This is a genomic window from Olivibacter sp. LS-1, from assembly GCF_008245145.1.
Lineage (GTDB): Bacteria > Bacteroidota > Bacteroidia > Sphingobacteriales > Sphingobacteriaceae > Olivibacter > Olivibacter oleidegradans.
Genome location: NZ_CP041643.1, coordinates 1700149 through 1725393, shown reverse-complemented (window position 1 = coordinate 1725393; position 25245 = coordinate 1700149). Strand labels below are relative to the sequence as shown.

Sequence of the window (25245 nt, the reverse complement as noted above, 5' to 3'; positions counted from 1 at the left end):
TCCATGTTATCTATTTTAGAGGAGCCACAACTACCCATTCAGCAAATCCTTTCAAAAGTTCAGGATTCATTAAAAAAACACCCCAATTTATTGGTTAGCGCTTCTCCGGGGGCAGGAAAAAGCACCTTGCTTCCTTTGCGTTTATTGGATGAACCATGGCTCAAAGGCAAAAAAATTCTATTACTGGAACCCCGTCGTTTAGCTGCAATCGCGATCGCAGGGAGAATGGCATCTCTATTAGATGAAGATATAGGAAAAACCATAGGTTATCGGATTCGATTTGAACATAAAGTAAGCAATAGCACACGGATAGAAGTGGTAACCGAAGGTATTTTGACGCGCATGATACAAGATGATAATGCCCTCGAAGCATTTGGTTTAATTATTTTTGATGAATTTCACGAAAGAAGTATTCATGCCGATACTGCGTTAACACTCTGTCTGGAAACGCAAGAAATCTTACGCCCCGATTTGCGATTACTGGTAATGTCGGCAACGCTCGATTTACCTAACCTGGCACAGTTATTAAAAGCTCCAACTATTGAATGTCCTTCGAGAACACATCCGATAGATATTATCTATACAGGAGAGCAAAACTTGGAAAGTCTTCCGTCTTTATGTGTTCAAACTATATTGCGAGCACTTCATGAAACCATCGGAGACATACTTGTCTTTCTTCCTGGACAGGCGGCGATTAACCGATGTAAAGATCTCTTGAAAATAAAAAAGACAACTGCAATTATCCATTGCTTATATGGGCAGCTCTCAATAGCAGCACAACAAAGAGCCATCCTCCCCGATGAAAAAGGTGGTCGGAAAGTCATCCTGGCAACCTCCATTGCCGAGACCAGCCTCACGATCGAAGGCGTTCGCGTCGTCATTGATAGTGGCTTTACGCGCCAAGCAATATTCGACGCTAAAACTAATTTGTCAAGCTTACAAACGGTTAGTATTAGCCTCGACTCAGCAATCCAGCGAAGTGGTAGGGCCGGTAGACTTGGCCCTGGAACTTGTTATCGCATGTGGTCTAAAACACAAGAGGCTAAAATGAAAACCTATCGCAATCCGGAAATTATCGATGCGGATTTGATGCCTTTAACCTTAGAACTGTTCAAGTGGGGGATTTCATCTGTGGACCAGTTAAAATGGTTAACACCACCGCCGCTCGAACGATTTCTGCAAGCACAAAAGATCTTAACTCGTATCGAGGCCATCATGGATGGAAAGATAAGCGCTCATGGCAAAATGATACATCGTTTACCATGCCATCCCAGGTTAGCGCATATGCTATCCGCAGCAGCATCCGAAAAATTACATTTGCACTTAGCAACAGATATTGCTGCCCTTTTGGAAGAACGCGATCCCCTAAGTAATACGATTGAAACCGATTTAAATTTGCGAATTGAAGCATTAAGAAGAGCGAGAAAAAACCGTATGTATCATCAGTCTTTCTCCAAAGTGATTAAGATTGCCGCCTATTATAGAAAGCTATTTGGTATTGAAGAGAACAATGACGATCCCGATCCTTACGTTAGTGGATGCCTTGTGGCCTATGCTTATCCCGATCGCATTGCCCGCAAGATAGAGCAGGGCAGCAACCGCTTCTTCATGGCCAATGGACGGAAGGCAACACTCCTTCTAAGTGATAGCTTATGTAACGAAGACTTTTTGGTCATAGCCCATATTGATTTTCGAGGAGGAGAGGGCAAGGTATTTCTTGCCGCTCCACTAAAGAAAGAAGATGTTTTTCCTTTGACAACACACGATACAAACATTCAGTGGGATTCAAATAACGGGGCTTTTCTTGCAAGAGAAGAATGGAAAATCGACAACCTAATCGTTCAGACAAGGCCATTACAGCAAATCCCCCCCGATCTGGTTACCGAAGTGCTTTTAAAGGTAATAAAGAAAGAAGGGCTACATTTACTTAACTATACGACGGAGGTTGAACAATGGCAGAATCGCGTAATGAGCTTGAAATTCTGGGATCAGAAAGCATATTGGCCTAAAGCTGATACCGATAGCTTGCTTAATTGCGTAGAAGAATGGCTAGCGCCCTATCTTACTAAGTGCCGAAAAGCAGAGGATTTGAAAAAGTTGGACCTAATTTCGATATTGGTCCATTGGCTTCCCTTTGAGCTGCAAAGAAAGCTGGAAAAACTGGCACCAACCAAGCTTACAGTGCCCAGTGGATCTCAGATTAGGCTTCGCTATTTACCAAATGGCGAGTCGCCAATCTTGGCAGTGCGTTTGCAAGAAGTTTTTGGTCTACTCGAAACGCCTACCATCAATGACGGAAAAACGCCCGTATCCCTTCATCTGCTTTCTCCCGGTTTTAAACTTGTTCAAATAACTGCGGATTTAAAAAGCTTCTGGAGCAATGCTTACTTTGAAGTCCGAAAAGAGCTTAAAAGAAGATACCCCAAACATGCCTGGCCTGAAAATCCAATAGATGCGCCGGCCGCGCGAGGCGTCAATAAGCGAATGTACCCTTGAGTTTAGCTATCTATTTTCTACCATGGTAATTTGCATAAAATTTCATTGAGCACTTAAAATGGATTTCCAAATGGCACCACCTCCTAACATAATTCCGGCACCAACAATCACTGCTACTAAACCATCATCAGCTCCTATTCCCAATAAAGCGATTCCAAAACCAACAAGTGTTATCGAAAAAGCAATAACTTTTATACCGAATATATTTTGCTTCACAGAATCTTGTCGCTCGTTATACTCATGTATGGATTCCTCTTTTTTTGAAAACGCCGCATAATGTTGCTTTCGGTTGATCAATTCAAATAGTGCTAAAATAGCTAAGGGCAAACCTACTCCGAGGCAAGTTTCCAGAAAGCGATCTAACCTTATACCCATAATAAATGGTGCGCCTATTTTCATCCATATGCTTACCACTAAGCTGACAATAGATGCAAAAACAATCGATTTTGCGGTCTGTTTCTTAGAAAATAATGACCAAATCAAGGGAGCGAAGAGTGAACCGCCCGCTATTGCCGCCGTGCTCAATACCATTTCAACAATTCCGCCAACTTTAGGTATCAGAATAGCAATAACCATTGTCAGCAATCCAAAAAGCACAGTGAAGACTCTTGCAACCCATACTAAGGTTTTGTCAGAAGCCTTCGGAAAAAAAATTTTTTTATAAACATCATTCGCAAAAACCACTGCAACTAAATTCAGTGTAGTGTTTGCTTTGCTTGCCGTAGCCGAAATCATTCCTGAAAGCACCAAGCCCACTAAGCCTGCAGGCAACACTTTTTGTGCCATCATCATATAAGCTCCTTCCGCTTCTATGCCCTGTAAATTGGGATTAATCACACGGTAAAGCATGGGAGGTAACATCCAAATAAACGGACAGATCAAATATAACCCTGTAAATAAAAACGCCACCTTACGCGCATTCTTCTCATTGGAAACACTGGTATAACGTTGCACATAGGGCCAGTTTCCTCCTATATAAATAGTTTGATATAAAAGAAAAGCAAAAAAGAATCCTATACTGTACTCACTGTTAAAAAAGTCAAAAAAATGGTCCGGAGCATTGGAGGCAAATGTCTGGATACCCCCTGCATCCTTTAGCGCCAGTGGAATTACAATTAATACCGCGGCAGATAAAACTACAAATTGCACCACATCTGTTACCAAAACGGCCCAAAGTCCTCCCGCAGCTGTGTATAAAATAATAATACCTCCAATAATAAGCACGCTGGCTTCAATAGAAATCCCCGAAGCAACATTTACCATCTTCCCAACTGGGTATAACACAGCCGCCACAGAAAACAAGCTATACAATAACGTTAAAGTAGTATAAAATTGTTGCGTCTTTACCCCGAAACGGACACCGATGTATTCTGCGGCAGTAAGCGCACCTGTTTTCTTCCATCGATGAGCAATAAAAATTGCTGTTATCAACCCACCTAGCATCATGGTTAACTGTATACCATTAGCCACGAAGCCTCCTTGATAAGCAATTGATCCCCATACAACAAAAGTACCAGCCGAAAAGTAGCTAATAAATAAGGAGAGGCCATTAATCCACCACGGTGTTTGCCCCCCAGCTTCAAAAAAAGTCGATGTATTTTTACTTCCTGAATAAGTAAACACCATTCCAATACATAAAATCAGAAGGGCAAATACAGCCATTACTACATAATCGATGTTATTCATCACAATCTAGGTCTTTATTTGTTAAATACAATTATCTTTGAGCATAACAGCGTATTCCAAATAAGGCTGCCGGAACGTTATTCGAAGGATGTGCCATGCTAACAATCAATTTTTCTGTTTCCACGGAACCATCGAATAATATAGCATTGATCGTTTGAAAATTATCTTGTTTTTCATATATAGTATTTCCCTTATCGTCTAGAATCTTATACGCTCTCACACAAAAAGGCATCACGCGTTCCGGGTGGGTCATTAGTACCGATTCCATTGGATGATCAAAATCCGTATCAAAGAAAAGGACCAGCTTACTTATCCTTTGTTTTTTATTCCAAACAATCTCGATGGATGGATTGGGATCTGTCGGATCCGCAACCCAGGCATTGCTTCTAACAGTTGGTCTATCTACACCATTTATAAGAAACCTAGGATCGAAAATATGCAATCCTTTAGAGACGCTTAACAATATATTTTGCCCTTCCGGCCTCCGCGCCGGACACCAAAATTCGAATGTGTCAACGCCCATATTTAAAGGCGGGATTTGCTTTCCATAATTTGACACGGCTTTATTTACCCCATTAAAAACAGCAACCAATCCCGTAGCCCGCTGTTCCGTATAAGGAAGTAAAATATTCGGATTATCTTTAAACACAAGGAACACGTATGTAGGATCAACCAGCGTCAGGTCAAAGGTTAATTCCAATAGTTGCTCTCCCTCGTTCAAGTCGAACGTTTGACTAGTCAGCAGCATATCCGGCGTAAAATTCCCTATTCTGCTGCTTTTTCGCAACTCCACCACTAATGTAGTATTACGAGTAGCCTTGACGGTTATTTTAAACGACGGGCACCTACCACTGGGTATAGGCAACAATTGGGCAGCAGCAATAAATAAGGGCTTCCACTGAACATCTATGGCATCAAATCCATTAAACTCCCACACAGAAGAAGCATTTATAGACGCTTGCTGCATCAAATCTAAGGGATCAGCCTGCTTTATATGCGGTATATAATGACCTATCTTTATTAATTCCCGTTGTAGTGTGTCTATTTTTTTTTCCTGTAAGAGTGCCGCCGGATTTAATTCGAACTGTCTGCATAAAACAGCTGCCATCCCCACCGCTTCCCCAACGTAGGCACTTGTAGCCATCACTCTAGTCGCTCCAAAAGCCACATGGCTTACGCTGATAATTCGTCCCGCCAGAAATAAATTCTTAATATTACGACTATAAAGGCAGCGATAAGGAATTTGAAAAACTCCTTTGCTATGCCACTGGTCACAAGCATTATTTTCACCGAACACGCCGTCCGCAGGATGTAGATCAATAGACCATCCGCCATAAGCCACGGCGTCCTCATGTTTTCTTTGCTCCACTAAGTCCTGTTGTGTCAACATGTAATCCCCTTCAAACCTTCTACTTTCTCTTTTCCCCGGAATTGCACCTACCCATTCCAAGGTCATCGTATCAGCTTCCGGAAAATTTCCCGAATTCTTGATATAATCCCACACACCATAGACAATCTTCCACAAATCCCATTTTATTTTCTCGCTATCATGCACCGTATCCATTCTGCCCCCATGCTCTACCCACCACAATTTACATCCAAATTCTTTGGCATTAAAATTCCTAAATCGGGGAATTTCTTTCGTTACATCCATTGCAAATGAAGGCGGTATAAATTTAACCGGCTTACCAACATCTTTACTATAAAAATATAGGCTATGACCAAGTAATTCTCCGTATACAGCTCCCGGAGCCATCAGTTCACCAAACTCTTCTTTGCTTTCGGCCCCCATTCTGAAGGCTGCGCCCGCTAAAAAGCCAACAATACCGTCTCCGGAAGCGTCACAAAACAACGGTGCCTGAAGCTGATATTCAATGGAATTCTGACTACAAAATGCTTTCAGTGCCGAAATATGATCGGGCCCATCTTTCTCGACCTCATATACCATCGTATTCAGCAATAGGGTAATATTGGGTTCTTGAGCCACCTTGTCTAAAAGAATCATATCCAAAATAACAGGATTTCCTTCCGGATTGCGGTAAGTATTTTCCACCAATAATTCATCAACCACCCCTCCCTCTCGGCTCCATCGGTTGTTGTTACCCATATGAGAAGTAGCCCCTAATATCCACAACCGGATCTCACTGGAGGCATTACCACCAAGTACGGGGCGATCTTGTACAAGCACCACCTTGGAGCCTTTGCGCGCCGCCGTAATAGCTGCACAAACACCGGACAATCCACCACCGGTTATAACAAGATCAGCCTTTAGTACTTCTACATACTTATTCCTTCCTGCTGCTACGAATTCTTCTTTAAACTTCATCTGTTAATATTTATTGATATGTAATTTTATTTTGTCGGTAGCTTCGTTTCTTATTATTTGTTTCAATCGCATCCCTAAATGGTTATAAGCTCACCAATCCTTTTTTAAACATTTTCCTATTATTGCCGTGGAAACTTCATTCGTAAATTTCATATCGATGTCCTGGCAACAGCCTAAAGGACCAAGCTAAGTTTTTATGCTTTGCTTCCAGTTCAACCTCTTTATTCGTCGCCAGATCTTTCACCCTCACATTTTCCTTGATGATGCCTTTTCCTCTTTTATTAACAGTAGATTTTCCGCTGCCATCCGGAAAATAGAAATCATACAAAAATGCTCTTTCTGATACCGGATATATATCTGCGTAAAACGCATCGCCTTGTTTCCTTACTAAAATCCCGTCCCCACCTACAAATAAAGGTAACTTGTCGGTAGGGAATTCATATTCCCGCAATGTACAAGGCCCATTAAAAACGGTCCCTTTTTCAAAATCTATCCACCTCCCTGCCGGCAAGTAGACATCCCGAGAAGTAGCGGTGGCATAATCATTTCCGTACACTGGAGTAGCCAATAAGGATTCACCCAACATCCAAGCATATTGCCGGTGTTCCTTCCCCGCTAAATAATACGTATTTGTATCTGTAGGAAAAGCAATTGGCAACGGTGTCATCGTATACGGATAACCTTCTTTAAAACTTTTAACTGCCGCACTATAGAGATAAGGCGCATATTGGGTATGCCAATCCGCTGCTTTCTTGACTGCATCCTTATAATGGGTATTTGTAATATTCCATGGACCTAGTCCCATCGCCATCACCGGGCTTACAGCTGCCAGCATTGCATTTCTGGCAAAATATAGTTCTTGATCGTTCGTAAGCGGCAGTTTTAAATATTTACCCGCCACAATATCTAGATAGACAGCAGATACACCACTTGCAGCATAATTCAATCCATTAATAAGGGGCCGATCCTGGTCATGACCATATTGGGTATCCTCCAGACGTAAAATATCACCAGGCACAGCATAAGCTCCGTTTCTGGCCATTAGTAAGTATTCTTTATCAATCAAGGCCCGATTCACCTCATCAACCTTGGCGTCATTATTTAACTTGGCACCGTCCAATAACATGAGATCTTCCTTAAATCCCTTCACTCCCCATTTGTCTGTGCCCCTCACGTACCAGTCAATCGCTCGTCTATTCCCACCATTTAGCAAAAACACGTTTCCCTGCGGAAAAACGACTTTATAGGTCTCCGGATTCATCGCGGCATCCGTCACAAAATAGCTTGAATCCAAACCCTGCAAGGTGAAAGGCCCATCGTTGGCCTCATAAAAGTTACCTTGATATTGCCGAGGAGCTTTAAAATTAATACGCAATCCCACTAATAAATCTATTCCCCGCTCAGCAAAAAACTTTTTAAAGCCTTTCACATCGGGGTATCTCGGAGAAGGCAATCCATCCTTTCTCCCTCCTTCCTTCAGGTCATCCCATATACCAAAACTTGTTGTACTGCCTTCACTTGGATTTTTTCTTTCTCCTTTCCAAAACCCCGAACCTACCACGGCCCATTTAGGTCCAAACCCATTTTTCAAATAATGATCCAAATCTTCTTGCACCGAATGCTGAAAAGTATTCCATCCCAATGAGCCAAATGCTTCATACCCCAATTCGAAAAAGCGGTATTTTGGTTTAATATCTGGGTATCCCTCCTGAATTTTTAGTTGCTTATAACTACTGTAGATCGTTCTCGGCCTACCAAGAAGATAATAAATTTTAGCCTCCTTAACACCTACAGCACCTAAACGGTTTTCTCTATCGCTAATCGCTACCCGTTTTGTTCGCTTTTCGAAAAGAACCTGCGCAAATTGATTTTGTGGAAAAATAGAGAACGTAGAAATAAAGCGATGCCCATTGTCCCGATTGCCAAAATCATCCTCTATAAAATTACGAATGGCCATGTTGTCTCCATAACCTCCATGATCGCCTAAGCCATAGGCCGGGCTAGCAGCAGCGGTACAAAAATCGATCGTAAACAAGCTATCCACTTGATTGGATATAAACGGTTGCAGTTTTAAGGCTACATAATTTGTATCAAAGAAAACACTCAATCGCGCTTTCATGCTTTGCTCATTTTCAACAGCCAACTGCAACAGGCTCTCCTCTTGTTTTAATATTCCTTTCGCATTAGCAGGAAGTGGAGGTCTTTCCGCTCCTTTTGCAAAACGGATTCCGGCTTGCGCGTGTGGCGATATAGCCTCAATGTGCTGCCGGTTTAATAAAATACCATAGCGCAAGCCCTGGGGTATGATAAAAAAAGTATAGTGATCTCTTCTGATAAATAATGTATCAGGCAAGTTTGTGGCCTTCGCAAATAAGCAGGCGAAACAACATAAAAACAAAAGACCTTTATTTTTCATCTGTAAATAACTTTATTCCATCGGTCAGATGGAGCTTACCATGTTAAAAATTCACATTGTCCTGTGTGATGGAAATGCGATTTTTAACATGGACGGTTCATCTAAAATATCACCCTTTACTAAAATTTTTCCTATGTAGATTTGAGCATGCGCATATTTCTCCGGATGCGCGGTAATATCATCTAGTTGATCTGCTCCTAAAATCTCCCTTTTGTCAGGTATTATTTTATCTATACTAAACGTCACCTCATGTTTTCCAAGTGAGGTCTGTAACATAAAAAACTGTCCCCTGTAACGGTTGTTACAATTGATATTAAATCGGTTAAGTACGGTTTGCCCTTCAGACACAACGTTGTAACGCACACCTTTATCAACAAGCAGTTGCACTTCTCTGCCATCCAGCGTCACCTTAAGTTGTCCAACTTCCGGCCCCCCTATATCGAATAAACCAACAGCATCTCCTTCAAAACGGATCGTGCAGCTGGCTCCCGCTTGATCGGCCGTCATGACTGTAGGAAACCACACGCCAAACTGTTGCAGTTTTCCGGTAGTCGGAATCTCTTTCCAATCATCCGAAAATATTGCGCCTTCTTGAGGGCTTATCCATTGCGCTTGCTCCCAGTTATCAACATACAGTGCAGAAGGCAAATCAGGCGCAGCCTCTTTTCCTGACAAAAAAAGCTCAAGTGCAGCACGAAACATCCTTACTATCGCAGCAGCATATAAGTTTCCTCCAATCGGTAGTGGGTGAACGCCATCTTCGGTAAAAATTGGTTTTCCAAGTTTATTTCCAGCATCACCTTTTGCTATCAGTTTTTCCTGTTGTACCATCCAAGCCAGGTATAAAGCCATGTGTACCGAAGGCAACTGATAGTGATCGGCCAGTTGTTCTATTTTAGCAATATGGGTTAAAATAGTTCCTTCTTGGTAGGCCTTTAGTTGTCCTACCGTCGCTGCATAGATCAAGCAGATATCGATTTGCGGATCAGTTTTTTTAATTTGCCGAATAATCCCTTCCATTCCTTGCGGAAAACCACCATTTGCAGCAAACTCTATAAAAACGAGGTCCGGCTGCTTTGACAATAATTGGTCGGCCAGTCGGCAGGCTCCTAAATCAGCGTCCGTTCCAGGAATTCCTGCTGTTAGCTCAACAAGTTCATTATTGGGCAATAACACTTTAAGAAGTTCTGTAGTCTGTTTACGATACCCTTTATCTGCCTGTGTAATACTTCCCCCAATATAGCCTACACGTAGCTTTTTTCGCTCCCTGGCTTTTTTAAAAAAATTAGCCGCTCCCTTGCGCAGCTTAAACTCGTCAATCCCCTTAATCTGTAATGCTCCTGTTTTAGGCAAGTTCTGCTCAGTTATACCGAGCTTGTTGGCAACCTTAAACGCCAATGAATCTCCCACTTTATTCAAGCCTTCTTGGTTGTAATGAATCTCGTCCGTCATTAAACCGCTGTTTATAAAAAGATTTGTTCCTTCAAAAGCGATATACACCGAATCCATCTGTTTAGCTACGTGGTCTTGACTGGCCCGTACCTGATCAAAACCTGCCCTCGGATGGTTATTGTAATAACCGGTTTTAACTATAAAAAATGGCGTACTAGCATGCATGGCTGTTCTAAAGCGTACGATCAGTTCTTTAAGACTTCGCTCGTATGCTGCTTGCGCTAACTTCCCACTATTAATCGCATTAGCGTCTCTCTCCCCTTGTAGCCAAATAATACCACTAAGTGGCAGGCCGGTCTTTTTCATAGCGGCCTCTACTTTGCGTAAAGCATTATTAAACAATCTTCCGGAAACCGCCCATGTCCCATAATTATCCAATTCGGCTTTTTCATGACAGGAGCTCCCTCCTCTGGAAGCTGGCACTAATACAATCGTATCGCCCGTAAGTTGATAAAAAGTATCAGCAAAAGCGGGCCAGGCACTTCCTGAGCTTGCTGATTCAAAATCCAACTCATTAGCGCCCACGGGATCAATCAGCGGTCTTAATGAGTCTGCTTGGTAAACATATTCATAAGCCACTCCCGGCATTACAGCAGGAGCTAAAGAAGCATTGCCCTTTCCTACACTATTGCTCTGGCCGGCCACTAAAAACAAGTACTTAGCCGCCTCCACTTTCCATATAGCGCAGCTCAACAATAAGAAAATGTAACAAAATTTCAACCTCATTATAAATCAATCAATAGTGATAGCCGCTTCCTTACTAAAATGTGCCAAACCGTAAGAAAAAGTAAGTACATCACCTTTTTTTATTTGGTAGGGTAACTCTTCCAACTTCAATCTTTTCTTAAAATACAAGGCATCTGTTCCTTCCTCTTCCAGTACCAGCGTCGTTTCATCCTTGCCGTTTTTAGTTACCCGTATCTCGGCTCGTTCTTGTACCAAAGGATTTAAGTTCAGTGGTACAGCCAGTTGCACTAGGAGTTCTTTATTCTTTGATTCGCCAACTACGCTCAATTTCGTTAAATCGTAGTTCCGATAGGCAATCCCTTCCATCCAGGCTGTGTTAAAAGTGACCCAACCTTCCGTATGGCCGGGATCTCCTCCGTAAGAATCATACGGATATACATCCTCCTTCGGTGAACCATCCAACACCCCTCTTACCGTTTGCAACATGCCTGCTCCGCCTTCATATTCCTGAAACCAACCTAGGTCGGCCCCTTCAAAATCAGTGCAAGCATCGTAGCTATAATGCCTGCCAGCGGGATTTCTACCAAACACATTATCAATCTGTCCTACCGCTATTTCTTCTAATCGCTTGTTCAGCTTCTCGTCAGTCAACACCTGTTTTGCAACCAAAGCAGCTACCGGAAATCCAGCAATATTACCGGGCTCATTAAAACTACCATTCGGATTAAACGTCGGATCGTTGGCCGATTTAATCTCAGGGATTACCCATTTATCTTCTTTATATTTTCTAAAGTCCCACATATTATCCGAACGTGAGATGGCCACCTCAGCCCACAACCTTATCTTTTCAAGCAACTTTTTTGGTGCCTTATCGGGATACTGTTTTAAAAAATAACCCAACGATTGCATCGTTACGTACTCATTCATTCGTTGTCCTTTCGTAGTTGCAGGATCCTTCCAATCCACATTGTCAACAATCCACTGCGTTTGCTTCATCGCTGCATCCCAGTAGCGTATAGCATCCCTTCTTCCTTCGCGTTTAGCGACTTCAAACAGCATTAGGTTTGGCACAATTGAGTGCCCTGGAGGAAACTGCCCCTTACCCGTTCCCATAATGGTATAAGTTTGAAAAAGATTGGCACTATGCTCAATATCGTGCCAGCGCCATCGATTATTGTCAGCGGTTTCCCAGATAGCAAACACATAGTCCCTTGCTTCTTCATATACCTCTCTCGGTATATATTCACTTAAATACGGATATGCATATAGGAAATAAGCCAATTGTTCCTTTAATAAGGTATGATTCACTTTTCCCCTCAAGTAAATGTCTACTGCATAATATATGAGACGAACAATTTCCGGCGTATTTTCAGGGAGCCTTTTCCTCAAACCAATATATTGTCCTTCAATGGGCATGCGATCTACCGAAAAGGCGTCAGGATTCGAGAAATACAGGTTGATTAAGGCTTGTAACTCAAAAGAAAATTGATGGCTATCCCGCCAAGCGATTCCTAGAAAAGGGCAACCTGCATCTTGCACCGTTGGTTTAAAACTGTTTGTATTTCCGTACCAACACCTATCATCTATCATAAACTGTATGGCTGGTTTATAGGAAACACGCTCGATTAAATAGGGAGCTATTGTAAATGGGAAAGAGACACCTACATCCTGCCCTTTAACAATTATTTTATAACTGGACGAGCCCTCTGGATTAAAGGCCGTAAAATCACCTATTTTATTTTTTATTACCCCTTCAAACAGCATTTTGTCTTCATCCGCTTTCGCGATAACAAAGGGTGTTCCATTCGCAGCAAGTGGGGCCGTAAACCGCTTTACTGCACCTGTATTATAACCACTTTGGTTTACCATTACGGGTTGCCGCTCGTGAGCAAAGACTTCTAATTCACCCATCACCGTATTATTCTTGGGTTTATACTCAACTACTAACTTACTGGCAGTAACCGGTGTAAACGTTATCAGCTTTTTCGCTGGCAGTACATTAACAAATACCTCCTTCTTTTCAGAAACGTTAATCGTAAAGATCCGAAGGGTATCTGTTCCCTTAAAACCTCTAAGAAGTATACGATCAATATTGAACGTCCCCTGCAAGTCCACCTCTATTCTATTAATAGGAGCTGTCGGGTAAGCATAAAACAAGGTGGCATCCTCCCCGTCGACAAAGTGTTCGCCAGGATTATCAGAAATTTTAGGAGTAACGGAAACCGGCTTTCCTTTAGCAAGATTCAGCATCTGCGCTGCAAGCCTATTGAAAAACAATAAGCCTGCAAACAAAAAACAGACTGTTAACTTTCGATTTATCATTGGTTTCATCCGTAAATAACTAGTTCGTTTGTATTTATATTTTTGCACTCATAAAACGCATAAGCGCTTTTTTATCCATTGGGAGGTTTGTCAATCAAGTTTTACTACTCTTAAACCATAGGCTGGAATGTGCATAGCTATCTTATTTTCTATCTGCGCCCTCTTGCGCAAAACCACCCCTGTTTGATCTAACAAAACCAGCTTTCCGGTTGGCTTCCCTAGCTTATGCTCATATAGGCTGTCGGTAGTCAACTCTATCTGTTGATCTTCTGTGCTGTTATTCATCAACACAACATAATAGGTATCGTTCGCGATACCTTTGGCGCAGAAATAGTCGATTTTCTCATTCGTTAACCGGATCGTTTTTTTTGGAAGATGTAGTTCCACCTCTTCATTAAACAAGCTGCCTGTTGCAAAGCCATAAGGCTGATGAGGGCCAACTTTAGGGGTTAGAAATCCTCTTGGAAAAGCAATCAGCTGATTCGTTCTTAAGGAAGCCTCCGAAAGGAGGTAATCCATAATCCATCCGATCTGCCACCAGGCATGATGCGGAAACGGTCCGGGTCCTGCATTCATCGTACTCCAATAGTAAGAAGCAACGTGACTAGCCGGATCAACAAATGCATCTCTTCCCCATGCCGCAGCACGTGCCATATCAATAAAAATTGAATCTTTCGTAAGTTCGAACATCCTCACAAACATACCCGCATGACTGGCCAATAAAATTGGACCGGAGACATTAGCAGAACCAAAGATTCCACCATGCTCAAAGCTTAAACCAACTTGACTAATTTGCCAGTCTTTCCACTCGGTTCCCTTAACATGCTTATTTGTCTTCGAGGAAATGGGGTGTGTATAAATAGAAGTTGTATACAAACGGGCCGTTTCGATAGCCGCATTTAGATAAGCTTCTTTTTTAGTGATGTCATACAAGTCAAGAAATGCCTGCGCTGTCTGGCCTGTTGCAAAATCCGGTGCAAAACGCACATCCCCGCAAACCCCCAAAAACGAACCTTTATTTACCGCTTCCTCCATCAACCAATCAGCGCCTTTTTTAGCACCTTCCAAGTATTTTTTGTCGCCCAGCAAACGATATGCAACCACTAATCCATAAAAAGTCGGTCGTCGGTCCGTCAATTCCTTAAACACCGGATGCGTTGTCTTACGATCATAAGCAACTTCCCATCGTCCATCCGCCTTTTGCCAATCCAACAACTTATCTCCGCCCGCCCGCAAGCGTTTTAACAGTTCCACGTCTTGCGGCTGATATAACAGTATATTTCCGAGATCAATCATTGTATAATAAGTCAGAGCGATGGGTTCCACGTAGTCGCCCCATTCTTCGGTAAAACGCTTGCCTTTCCACAAGTAATACTGGCCAATTGCAGCGCCCTGGAAAAAACCGGTATCCTGCTGTTGCTGAACCAATTTAAAGTTGCGCGCATAAGGAAGTCGTCCTTTTTGAAGTACCGTATCACCGCTTAACTTGGCCGTCATCCACATCGCACCGTAGTCTGAATTCTTAACTGCGTCGCGGTCAGATCCGGCGATGGGCCCTAAGTATGCTTGTGCGCCTATTTTTAATCCCTGGTAATCATAGGTGTTCCAAAGAGAAGTCGATTCATTCTTCAGATAGTCAACCATAGCACCAATGCGATGGGTGAGTGATTCATTCGTGTTTTTTAATGCTAGAAAATCTTTGAACCGATAAATATCATACACTGCGTGCTTATAAAGCGCAAACCAGTTATCCGTATTTAATGCATATCTAAATCGAAAAACGCGCTGCTCGCCCGCATGCATGTAGGAGCTATCTTCACCTAAAACGGGATGATATAAGGTAGGCGAAAGCTGCCCCGTACGGTTCATTAAAGACAAGCCCAAGCGCCATTTACGTTGCGTGATGGTATCCGACTCCCAAGGATCCCTTCCTGTCCCCGGCGCCGGTATTACTGCCAAACTTAGACCATTCAGCTGCTGCACGAGCGGAGCTAAGGTGCTAGCGACCCGCTCGCGCACAATAACCGGTTTAGCTGGTATACCCTGTCCGTAACCGTATGCCAGCATTAAATTTGGTTCCAATTTTTTTCCTTGGAAGTAACCCGGAAGGATCGCCCATTTTAAATGCTGCTCTTCTATCGGATACAGTGTTGGGCTCGCTATGGCATAATATCCAGCCTTTTTCGCCGTAAGGCGTATCTCCACCAAAATGTCTTTCGCCGAACTGTCTAACTGCCATAGTGACTCCAAGGAAAGTACATCCGTATCCTGCTTAAAGCGCAGTTTCCCACCAACTCGATCAACTTTTTCAGGAAAAAACGAAATCGGATTACCCGCCGTATTTAAGGGAACTGGCTGAAGCGCCTCTTTCCACATCTTCAAATTATGCGGATAAGCTTTAAATAAATTAATTTGATAAGCCTGCCCATTAGGACTGCTTGTATCTGGTACATCTTTGCTGTACAATATCGTGTATTCGCCCAGCGTATTAACTACCGAATCGGCGTGCTGCCCATCTTTTAAAATAAGTTGATTCAACCGATAGCCCTGCGCTGTCTTCGTCCACTGCAACTTAAGATACTCATTTTCCAAATCTACATTAGATTGAGCAAAGCCGGTTAAACTTAGAAGAACCAAGCTGATACAAATAAATAGGCGATCATTCATAGGGATTTCTTTTTCTCAATTTGTCATCACTTAATTCCATTCAGGGTTTTGCACCAACTTATCATTAGCATTTATTTCATCCTGCGGAATGGGAAAATACCGATATTTCGCTTGCACGTTCCGTTGCGGATACACATCGTTTGTTGCTGTCGGGATAACCGTCATAAATTTACCGGTTCTTGTCAAATCATACCAGCGATCGCCTTCCGCAAAGAACTCCCATGCTCGCTCTTGTATTACCGCATCAATAAAACCTTCATTTCCTAAGCCAGGCGCTATCTCTTGCAGGCCAGCGCGCGTACGAACAGCATTTAAGTAAGAGTAAGCCAGCACTGTTGGCCCATTTAATTTTGCTTCTGCCTCCGCTGCAATTAAATACACATCGGCCAAGCGCAAAATGGGAATATTCCGAATCGTTCCGGTTGTAGACACCGGATCCTGGTATTTTTTAATTAAAACTGCTTGCGGCGTAAAAGGCGAAATATTCCTTTGCGGAACCCATTTTCCATCCCTATTCAAGTAAGTAGTATCCAACAACCGCCTTCTTTGATCGCTCGGGTCAAAAGAATTGAAAAATGACATATACGCAAACATAGAACCGAAAGATGTACGGGCATATTCTACTCCCGCACTACCCGATGGACCGCAAAGTCCAACCAATTGGTGGCCATTTCCCGGCGAAATAGGATCGCATTCATAAGACCAGATCATTTCCTTTCGCGCATCTTCCTCCTTTGTATACGCGTATAAATCTACCACATTCGGTATGAGCGAATAAGTTCCCGAACTGATTACCAATTGTGCTTTTTCCAGTGCAGTCGACCAGTCTTCGTTATACAATGCCACTTTCGCATAAAGCGCATAAACAGCTTCCCGCGAGGGCCTTCCGGGCACTATCGACGGGTAGGAAGGTAAACCTGCGGCATACGCATTGTCCAAATCGCTGTATATCTGACTGTACACATCCGACACTGCGCTTTTAGGTGTATAAGCATCTGCCTCCGTTACACTAGGGTTAATCTTTATGGGAACTTCACCGAAGTTCTTTGTAAGCATCCAATGGTAAAATGCTCGCAAAAAATATGCTTCACCTAAAATTTGCTTTTTCCTATTTTCATCCATGGTAATTTCCGGCACCTTTGTAAGTACCCAGTTGGCCTGTTCAATACCACTGTAGCAGGAGGTCCAGATTTGCTGTGGCGATTCATTTAATCTGCCCTGACTTCGCTGAATCGTGTAGGTTGGATCTAGCGTAAAAAGAGTCAGTGAATTTCGACCCACCACCGCACGCGGAAAAATCTGATCACTGCTCAGATCGGGCACTAAGGTTGCGGCCGGCCCCGAATACAAACCTCCCATGGCGCCGTAGGCTGCGAGAAGACCTTTCTCAGCATCCGAAGCTGTTTTGTAAAAAGTTTCAGTAATAATAGAAGAATAGACATCTTCCTCCATGCTGCAGGAAGTATAGGTAGAAGTTATTATCAATACCGACAATAATTTCCAAAGTTTTTTATATTGAAAAGTTTTCATCTGTTTACATTTTTGTTTATTCATTATTGCATGTTTCTAAAGGCATTATTCATAAGTATTTATTTTCAATGGTATTCATGAGCTCGTTTACTCATTAAATTGGTATTCTAAGGTATTCGTGAGCTCACTTCGTTCGGTTCACTCGGTTCATGCTGCCTCCGACGGTTTAATGGTTAGATGGAGCCTTCGTGTCGGGTTCATCTGTTTACTTTTTAGAGAGCACTTAAAAATTCACCTGAATACCCGCTATGAATGATCTGGCTTGCGGATAAACCAAATTATCAACCCCAATCTCCTTGTTTGAACCTGCAAAAGTGTTTACCTCCGGATCATAACCCGAATAATCAGTAATTGTAAAAAGATTATTGCCACTTACGTATATTCTCAGATCACGCAATACACCTTTTAGTCCTGACAATCTATATCCCAAAGTCACATTACGTAAGCGTAGGTAAGAACCATCTTCCATGGAGTAATCGCTTATCGGCAATCTTCCCCCTACGAAAGGACTGACATATTGATTGCTGTGATTCTCCGGTGTCCAACGATTCACCACCCCTTTAAATAGATTCCGTTGCCCGATGGGGTTTTCAAATGACAGTCTACTGATGTTATAAATATCATTGCCCTGTGTTCCCGATAAGAATACGCTCAAATCGAAGTTTTTATAGCTTAAATTGGTAGAGAAGCCATAAATAAATTTAGGATTAGGGTTTCCTGTAATGATTTGGTCATTCGAATTAATAATTCCATCATTGTTGATGTCCTTTACTTTATGCCCACCTACTCGGCCATCGTAGCCCGGAACAATCTCCTCTGCACTTTGGTTGATTCCATCAAAGACGTAGGTTTTAAAAACACCAAGCGGCTCACCCACTTTGAGCAGTGTATAATTTGTAATGAACCGCTCCTGTGTCACGCCGCCATCTAAATCCAGCACTTTATTTCTGTTTATCGTCACATTAGCCGCTACCGACCACTTGAAATCGCCCTCAAAAATTGTCGCATTCGCCGCCAGTTCTACTCCTTTATTCTCCAAGGATGCATAATTCCCCGTCATGGTAGGATATCCGGAAGATAAAGGAAGGGCCAGCACATATAGTAAATCGTCTGTACGTTTATGATAATAATCTCCTACAAACGATAGCCGATTGTTAAATAAGCTAAGATCCAGCCCAATATCCAATTGCTTCGATTTTTCCCAGCGTAAATTTGGGTTCGCAATACCCATCGGCCCGATCGCGGTAAGCCATGTATGATTCATATTATAGCCACCATTAGAAGCTACCGTTGCGAGCGACTGATAGGGTATAATACCCCCAGCATTTCCACTGATACCATAACTAGCGCGGAGTTTTAAATCAGATATCCCATTTATATCCTTTAGAAAAGGTTCTTCAATTACTCGCCAGGCGCCGGATATAGCGGGAAAAAAGCCGTATTTATTATTAGCTCCAAATTTGCTTGATCCATCCACACGTGCTGTAACATCCAAAAAGTATTTGTCTCTAAATCCGTAGTTAACCCGCCCCATATAAGAATCCAATCTTTGCGACGTTCTTTCGCTCAATACCGTCCGGTTTAAAGCAAGCTGTAAAGCTTCATTTGCCGTCGCATCATTTGGAAAGCCCGTTGCGCTGATCCTGTTCATTTTATATTTTTCTGTTTGCGTAGCAAACAAACCCGTAAATTTCAAGGAATGATCTTCACCAATTTTAGTTGTATAGGTTAATAAACTCTCATGTAGCAAGTTAAGATAGTCGCGATTTTCCTTCGACCCCGAACCCGAATTCTCATTAATATCAGCAGCATTTAAAATAGACAAGGGAGAGTAGTTATCATATAAACGGTTCTCAATATCCGAATTAAAGGAGGCTCTGTAAACCAAACCTGGCAAAATCGTATATTCGCCAAATAAATTGATCAAGGTCCTTTTAATATTATTTCGCTGTAAGATTTCGGTGAAATTGAGCGGGTTTACTACCTCCCTATACCTACCATTTCCTTGCTCGCCAAATGGAAATACTGAACCGTCGGGTTTATACGCCTGCAATACTGGTGGAGCACCAACAGCTGCTCCCAAAACACTTCCGGTTACCACCCCGCCACCATCTAATGTTTCGGCACCCGCATTAACACCATTATTCGTAGAATAACTACCTAAAATACTCGTTCCTATTTTCAGGCGATCACTAATTTTATGATCCACATTTAAGCGATACGAATAACGTGTGAAATCAGAATTCACAATAATTCCATCCTGCTTAAAATAATTTAAGGATAGCGATAACTGTGTTTTTTCGTTACCTCCATTTATAGCTAACTGTTGGTTATTAATAGGAGCACTTTGAAAAATTAGATCCTGCCAATCTACGCCCTCACCCAAAGATGCAGGATCTGGATAATAATTATCTTTAAACACCTCATTCTCTAATGTAGCAAATTCAGTCGCATTTAATAGATCAAGTTTTTTACCTACCTTCTGTATCCCATAGTAACTCTCCAGCGCAATGCGGGTAGCACCTTCTTTGCCTCTTTTTGTAGTAATCAGTACTACGCCATTCGCCGCCCGCGCACCATATATAGCAGAAGCCGAAGCATCCTTCAGTACCTCGACCGATTCAATATCATTCGGGTTAATCGTAGAAAGCGGACTGACATCATTAATACCCCCACTGTTTGAAATCTGTATTCCGTCTACAATATAAAGCGGTTCCGAATTACCATTGATGGAGTTCGTTCCCCGTATCCGTACACTCACATTTCCTCCCGGCGAGCCTGAATTTTGATTAATCTGAACACCTGAAACCCGCGATTGAAGTCCTTGCGCCACATTCACAACCGGCATCTGGGTCAGCTCATCAGCTTTTACGGAAGCAATAGAACCCGTCGTCTCGATTTTTCGTTGGGTACCATATCCCACTACCACAACCTCATTCAATAATTCCTTTTTTTCTTTCAACAGTACGTTAAGTAATGTTCGATTTTCTTGAAACGTTTGGGTTTGCGTTTCGTAGCCGACCAACGAAAAGGTTAGAGTTCGGTCAGAGGGTTCTAATTCAAGTATGTACTTTCCCTTTGCGTCCGTTTTTGTTCGCTGTTGTTTCCCAGCCACCGATATAGTAACGCTAGGTAAGGGTTGTCCAGTTATTTCATCCGCAACTACACCTGAAATTGTTCGTTTTTGTTGCGCCGACACGGTTCCCATTCCGATTAGAGCGCAGAGAAAGATTAAAAAAAGCCTACACATGGTTTCATTAATTTAGTTTTAATTGGTATGGTCTGGTCTGGTAAGAAAACCACATCGCAATATTAGGAAATCAATTTCAAATTCCAAACATTTTTTTTAATTTCGCTTGCCAAAGTGTTTTTATAAACCAATTATCTTCAAGAAACCTGGTTTGCTTTGGTAGGAATAACACCTTAACGTATATGGAAACTAAAAACCTGCAAGAGAACAGAGATTCTTCAGCGCAACGAATGAAATACCTACAGCTCGTCGACCATATATTGCAATTAATTGAAAGGAGTGAACTACAGTTAAACGAGCGCTTACCCTCACTTAAGCAATTTGAGCATCAGTTTGGTATCAGTAAGGAAACGGTTCTAAAAGGTTTGAACTATCTGCTCGAAAAAGGAATTATTGAGTCGGTTTACAGAAAGGGGTACTATGTGCGGAAAAAATCAGTTGATCACAGTTTTCGCGTTTTTCTCCTGCTTGATAAAATGAATCTTATGCGAGACAAATTTTATCATACGCTGTTTGAAGCCATTAAAGATAAAGCAGATATTGACGTTTATTTTCATCATCATAATTCCAAGGTTTTCGAAAAACTTATTACCGAAAACATTCACAGTTATACGCATTTTGTAATCGCGGCTTACCTTAAAGAGGATGTTTCTACCATATTAAATAGCATACCTGCTCCTAAAAGGATCTTGATAGATTTCGACCAAGCTCATCTTCAGGGAAATTATTCTTCCATTTATCAGGACTTCAAGTCTGATATTTACGATGCACTATCGGAAGTTGAAGCGCAGCTTGCAAAATATAAGCAGTTGATATTAATTGTGCCACCTGAAGCGTTTCATGCTCGTTTGGTCATCGAAGGTTTCTTGCAATTCTGCCAGGAGCATCAATATCCTTATATTATTCAACACGAGATTTCGTCTGCCAACTTTTATAGAGGCAATGTATACATAACCTTTAGCAGGTATGACACAGATGATGTAGCACTCATCAAACTTGCTCGCAGAAAAAAATATCGTCTAGGCGAGGATATTGGTTTAATTTCCTATAACGACACGGACGTCAAGGAAATCCTGGAAGGAGGCATTACTGTAATTTCATCTGATTTTGAGGCGATGGCAAAAAAAGTAGCAGAAACTATTGAAGGAAAAAAAATTATTAGACATCGTAATCCAACAAAGCTTATCTTAAGAAACTCTCTTTAATATAGGCCTATTTCGTGCGACGTAGTTCAAGAATAATTTTCCTCCATCGTATAACATCTCGCTTTTTTGAGAAATAATGCTCCAAAAGTGTTGATTGACAAACCGTTTCAAAAACCTACATTTGCTTACCTAGCGAAATGTGATGCTAACACTATTTTATATTTATATGCGATACCGAGGGGAGGTCACCATCGTGCTCCGGGAAGTAAAGGCGGAAGAAGTGAATAATTTAGTCAACGCGCTTAACTTATTAAGCGACAATGGAGAGGTTTTTTACAAAAAGGCCGCACCAGCAAGTATCAACTAGCTGTACCACAACGAATAACGCTAACCATCATGATAGAGCGAATTGCTTCGGCAATTCGCTTCAATTTATATTCGTTTACTTTTAATATTATAATTTTAAGCGTATATGCATACGTGTTAAGAGCCAGGCAAATCCAAGCATAAGAAAAGCCCATATCATCGAACCTCCTATCGCCAATAATTGACTGGATGTTTGCTTATAAAAAAAAGAGATCCCCCAACCCCAACAGACGAAATAAATGACATCCGGAGCCAAATAGGTTGTTAAGGAGTTTCTTCCTGCAAAACGAAATAAATTACCCCAGCGCGTACTATATCTTTTTATATCAACCAAAAAATATAAAAAAACATATATTAAAAGACTTATACCATTACAGACGAATGCCCAGCTTGGTGTCCCGCCAATCTTAGATAGAATAAACCAGTTTCGAAGAAAGAATCCCAACAGTAAACTGAACGTTCCCATTAAGCTAATTAGGAATACGATCTTCTCCTTTGCAAGCTTCTCACTTTTGATTAGAATACCAACGATTACCCCTATTAGAACAATAGAGGGAATATTGCCGTCAAGTACTACCCCAAATACTGAATTGATCATTTCGGGCCAAACCAGTGTACCCGAGCTAGACAGTACATTCAATATAACAAAAAAAATCCATAAACAAAGAAGTGCTACTATTTGTCCATTCAATAGTAGGCTAGCTAAAGCCGCAACAAAATATCCCCAACCTATTAATCCTAAAATACCCCACCAACTTGTTTCTAACCACAACACATTTCCAGGCTCACCCGCCCTAAAAATAAAAGCGAGTATCAGCATGATTACCAGTCCCAATCCTTTTAATGCAAAAAAAATTCGCTGCTCCTGCCGGTCAGGATAGTTATTCCAAATTAAAAAAACACCCACATAAAGCAAAATTGCCCAAGCATAACTGCTCATTCCGGTAAGCAATTCGTTTAAACGTTCTATATTAACGATATAAACACCAATAATAAGTAAGCTCAGGGTACGCACCGCGATATGTCCGATTATTTGCCTCTTCGATTCTCCCTCATTCAGTCTAGAACGGATCGCATATGGCACTGACACTCCCACTATAAATAAGAAGCCGGGAAACACCCAATCCGCCAGTCCCATTCCATCAACATCCACCTTTGTATGGAGTAACCAAGCAGGGACTCCCGGTTCGAACAAATCGTTCACAAACAACATCAGCAGCAACGTAAGACCACGCATGATATCAACTGACAAGATTCTTTCGGAAGCAACTTTCTTTACGTTCATATTGCTATGTATTAGCTTTAACGGAATTGTTGATTTTTTGATGGTCTATAATTTTTCTTCTTTTTATTATTCCATTCCTTAGGCTGCCATTGATAGGTATTAAATCGATATGCAAAATTATAAAACAACCCAACTTGGATGTTCAGTGAGGTTGCCAGATGTGCCCAGACACGGTTGTATCTATTCTGTTCTTCTCTTTCAACCCGATCAATAACGCTTGGGTCATACTGTTCTTTATGAACCATTTCAACCTTGGTTTTGGCGGTGGGAATAAAAAATCCACCATTCAGATTGAGAAAAAGACGTTCAGTAAGCACTAGCCGGCCAATCCCCATACCTAAATAAGGTCTTACTTTACCCAAATCAACTTCGTAATACTTTTCCCTCGGTTCACCAATCACCCTGGATTCCCTAAATGTACTCATCTGATGTTTCAAAAAGTAATAGAAACCAAAAGCAACAAACCACTTCCGCGCAAACCAACTATTCCCTCCAAAAAGCGGTTGCCAATCCATATTCACGCCCGTTAATGTCCGCTGTGGTTGATATATTAACCCATGATAGTGTTTGCGCACTTCAGGCAAGTAATTTGCTTGCCACCTTATACTCAAATTATTATAAATCGGATAATTAAATTCGACACCAATACCGGCTGAACCTAATTGAACGCCAAGAGAAGTAGCAAAGGCCGTATGTGATGGGTACTGGCTTTGGGCAATGACACCAGTAGGCAAAAAATGGAGTAAAAGTAGGTATATTATGGTTCGTAGCATGGCTTTTTTAATGACCCAATGAATATAGCAATAACTAGGGTATCAAGCAATTACAAGTTAATTTTTTTCGTCTATGTTAGATTTTCCTTTCTTATATAGCCGAAATGATCTTTTTATTATCTTTGCATTGATATCGTGCGAATGCTGTTTATGCCTAAAATAGATCAACATATTCTTTACGAAGATGAGCACCTAGTTGCTATCAATAAACCATCCGGTTATTTGGTAGAGGCCTCTGCCAAAGAAAAAAGAGCATTGGAGGAAATGCTGAGTGCTTATTTAAGTGAGAAGCATCATAAGGACATACAAACGCGCGCGGTCCATCGGCTTGATCGCAGGGTAAGTGGATTATTACTTTTTGCTAAGACACCTGTGGCTCTCGAAGGCATGATAGCCCTCTTTAAAGCCAGACTGGTTGAAAAGACTTATTGGGCTATTGTCGCGAATCCTCCCCTTGTCCCATCTGACAAACTAGTTCATTGGCTGACGCGCGACAAAGAGCAGAACATCAGCTATACCCATAACGAACCCCAACCCCATAGTGTCAAAGCAGAATTGGCTTATCGCCTCTTAGAAAAAGCGGACGATTTCTTTTTAATTGAGGTATATCCCTTTACGGGTCGCACACATCAGATCAGAGCGCAGTTAGCAGCCATCGGTTGTCCCATAGTTGGCGACTATAAATACGGCTTTCCACGCGAGAAGCCCAGAAGAGCTATCGCACTACATGCCAAGCAATTGCGTTTTCCACATCCTATCGACCATCGATCGGTTTACTTGGAAGCGCCGATTCCCGACGCACAATTATGGAATAGCTTTAAGCAAATTCCTTCTCTCTAGGATA

Annotated in this window: 14 protein-coding genes; 4 read left to right on the top strand and 10 right to left on the bottom strand. The window is 41.9% G+C overall.

Features of this window, described 5'->3' with window-relative positions:
• Positions 1-3: 3 nt before the first annotated feature.
• Positions 4-2496 (top strand): ATP-dependent helicase HrpB, encoded by a 2493-nt coding sequence (gene hrpB / locus FKG96_RS06880; RefSeq protein WP_149105281.1) that lies wholly within the window; start codon positions 4-6, stop codon positions 2494-2496.
• Positions 2497-2538: 42 nt separating this feature from the next.
• On the opposite strand, the gene FKG96_RS06875 is transcribed toward hrpB, so the two are convergent.
• From FKG96_RS06875 to FKG96_RS06840, 8 genes are all read right to left on the bottom strand, one after another.
• On the bottom strand, positions 2539-4182 hold the full coding sequence (locus FKG96_RS06875; protein WP_130856446.1) for a sodium:solute symporter family protein: 1644 nt from the start codon (positions 4180-4182) through the stop codon (positions 2539-2541).
• 31 nt (positions 4183-4213) lie between these two features.
• Positions 4214-6508, bottom strand: a complete 2295-nt coding sequence (locus FKG96_RS06870) for an FAD-dependent oxidoreductase (RefSeq protein ID WP_130856179.1) — start codon at positions 6506-6508, stop codon at positions 4214-4216.
• Positions 6509-6644: 136 nt separating this feature from the next.
• Positions 6645-8924 (bottom strand): TIM-barrel domain-containing protein, encoded by a 2280-nt coding sequence (locus tag FKG96_RS06865; protein WP_130856178.1) that lies wholly within the window; start codon positions 8922-8924, stop codon positions 6645-6647.
• A 51-nt stretch (positions 8925-8975) separates the two neighbouring features.
• Positions 8976-11102, bottom strand: coding sequence for an SGNH/GDSL hydrolase family protein (locus FKG96_RS06860; RefSeq protein ID WP_130856177.1), 2127 nt, complete (start codon positions 11100-11102; stop codon positions 8976-8978).
• A gap of 6 nt (positions 11103-11108) precedes the next feature.
• The gene (locus FKG96_RS06855; RefSeq protein ID WP_168204538.1) at positions 11109-13394 is read right to left on the bottom strand and encodes a hypothetical protein; all 2286 of its coding nucleotides are present in this window, start codon (positions 13392-13394) and stop codon (positions 11109-11111) included.
• An 81-nt stretch (positions 13395-13475) separates the two neighbouring features.
• Positions 13476-16052 (bottom strand): glycerophosphoryl diester phosphodiesterase, encoded by a 2577-nt coding sequence (locus FKG96_RS06850; protein ID WP_130856175.1) that lies wholly within the window; start codon positions 16050-16052, stop codon positions 13476-13478.
• A gap of 30 nt (positions 16053-16082) precedes the next feature.
• The gene (locus FKG96_RS06845) at positions 16083-17582 is read right to left on the bottom strand and encodes a RagB/SusD family nutrient uptake outer membrane protein (protein ID WP_242627196.1); all 1500 of its coding nucleotides are present in this window, start codon (positions 17580-17582) and stop codon (positions 16083-16085) included.
• Positions 17583-17805: 223 nt separating this feature from the next.
• Entirely contained in the window at positions 17806-20790 is a 2985-nt protein-coding gene (locus tag FKG96_RS06840) for a TonB-dependent receptor (protein WP_198140328.1), read from the bottom strand.
• A 224-nt stretch (positions 20791-21014) separates the two neighbouring features.
• Here FKG96_RS06840 and FKG96_RS06835 point away from each other — a divergent pair, with 224 nt between their 5' ends.
• A complete protein-coding gene (locus FKG96_RS06835; RefSeq protein WP_130856173.1) occupies positions 21015-22037 on the top strand; it encodes a GntR family transcriptional regulator in 1023 nt (340 codons plus the stop codon).
• A 142-nt stretch (positions 22038-22179) separates the two neighbouring features.
• Positions 22180-22344, top strand: coding sequence for a hypothetical protein (locus FKG96_RS26695; protein WP_165446973.1), 165 nt, complete (start codon positions 22180-22182; stop codon positions 22342-22344).
• Positions 22345-22431: 87 nt separating this feature from the next.
• Here the strand turns inward: FKG96_RS26695 and FKG96_RS06830 are convergent, their stop codons facing one another.
• Both FKG96_RS06830 and FKG96_RS06825 read right to left on the bottom strand, forming a co-directional pair.
• Positions 22432-23628: a DUF5009 domain-containing protein gene (locus FKG96_RS06830; RefSeq protein WP_149105280.1), complete on the bottom strand. Its 1197-nt coding sequence runs from the start codon at positions 23626-23628 to the stop codon at positions 22432-22434.
• A 17-nt stretch (positions 23629-23645) separates the two neighbouring features.
• Positions 23646-24401, bottom strand: coding sequence for a hypothetical protein (locus FKG96_RS06825; RefSeq protein ID WP_130856171.1), 756 nt, complete (start codon positions 24399-24401; stop codon positions 23646-23648).
• A gap of 150 nt (positions 24402-24551) precedes the next feature.
• On the opposite strand from FKG96_RS06825, the gene FKG96_RS06820 reads away from it, so the two are divergent.
• Complete coding sequence (locus FKG96_RS06820) at positions 24552-25241, top strand: RluA family pseudouridine synthase (RefSeq protein ID WP_165446972.1); 690 nt, start codon at positions 24552-24554, stop codon at positions 25239-25241.
• The last annotated feature ends 4 nt before the right edge of the window (positions 25242-25245 follow it).

Excerpts from the sequence above, each read along its gene's own strand:
- hrpB (WP_149105281.1), top strand. The coding sequence starts at position 4 with ATGTTATCTATTTTAGAGGAGCCACAACTACCCATTCAGCAAATCCTT.
- FKG96_RS06875 (WP_130856446.1), bottom strand. The coding sequence starts at position 4,182 with ATGAATAACATCGATTATGTAGTAATGGCTGTATTTGCCCTTCTGATT.
- FKG96_RS06870 (WP_130856179.1), bottom strand. The coding sequence starts at position 6,508 with ATGAAGTTTAAAGAAGAATTCGTAGCAGCAGGAAGGAATAAGTATGTA.
- FKG96_RS06865 (WP_130856178.1), bottom strand. The coding sequence starts at position 8,924 with ATGAAAAATAAAGGTCTTTTGTTTTTATGTTGTTTCGCCTGCTTATTT.
- FKG96_RS06860 (WP_130856177.1), bottom strand. The coding sequence starts at position 11,102 with ATGAGGTTGAAATTTTGTTACATTTTCTTATTGTTGAGCTGCGCTATA.
- FKG96_RS06855 (WP_168204538.1), bottom strand. The coding sequence starts at position 13,394 with ATGAAACCAATGATAAATCGAAAGTTAACAGTCTGTTTTTTGTTTGCA.
- FKG96_RS06850 (WP_130856175.1), bottom strand. The coding sequence starts at position 16,052 with ATGAATGATCGCCTATTTATTTGTATCAGCTTGGTTCTTCTAAGTTTA.
- FKG96_RS06845 (WP_242627196.1), bottom strand. The coding sequence starts at position 17,582 with ATGAAAACTTTTCAATATAAAAAACTTTGGAAATTATTGTCGGTATTG.
- FKG96_RS06840 (WP_198140328.1), bottom strand. The coding sequence starts at position 20,790 with ATGGGAACCGTGTCGGCGCAACAAAAACGAACAATTTCAGGTGTAGTT.
- FKG96_RS06835 (WP_130856173.1), top strand. The coding sequence starts at position 21,015 with ATGGAAACTAAAAACCTGCAAGAGAACAGAGATTCTTCAGCGCAACGA.
- FKG96_RS26695 (WP_165446973.1), top strand. The coding sequence starts at position 22,180 with ATGCTAACACTATTTTATATTTATATGCGATACCGAGGGGAGGTCACC.
- FKG96_RS06830 (WP_149105280.1), bottom strand. The coding sequence starts at position 23,628 with ATGAACGTAAAGAAAGTTGCTTCCGAAAGAATCTTGTCAGTTGATATC.
- FKG96_RS06825 (WP_130856171.1), bottom strand. The coding sequence starts at position 24,401 with ATGCTACGAACCATAATATACCTACTTTTACTCCATTTTTTGCCTACT.
- FKG96_RS06820 (WP_165446972.1), top strand. The coding sequence starts at position 24,552 with ATGCCTAAAATAGATCAACATATTCTTTACGAAGATGAGCACCTAGTT.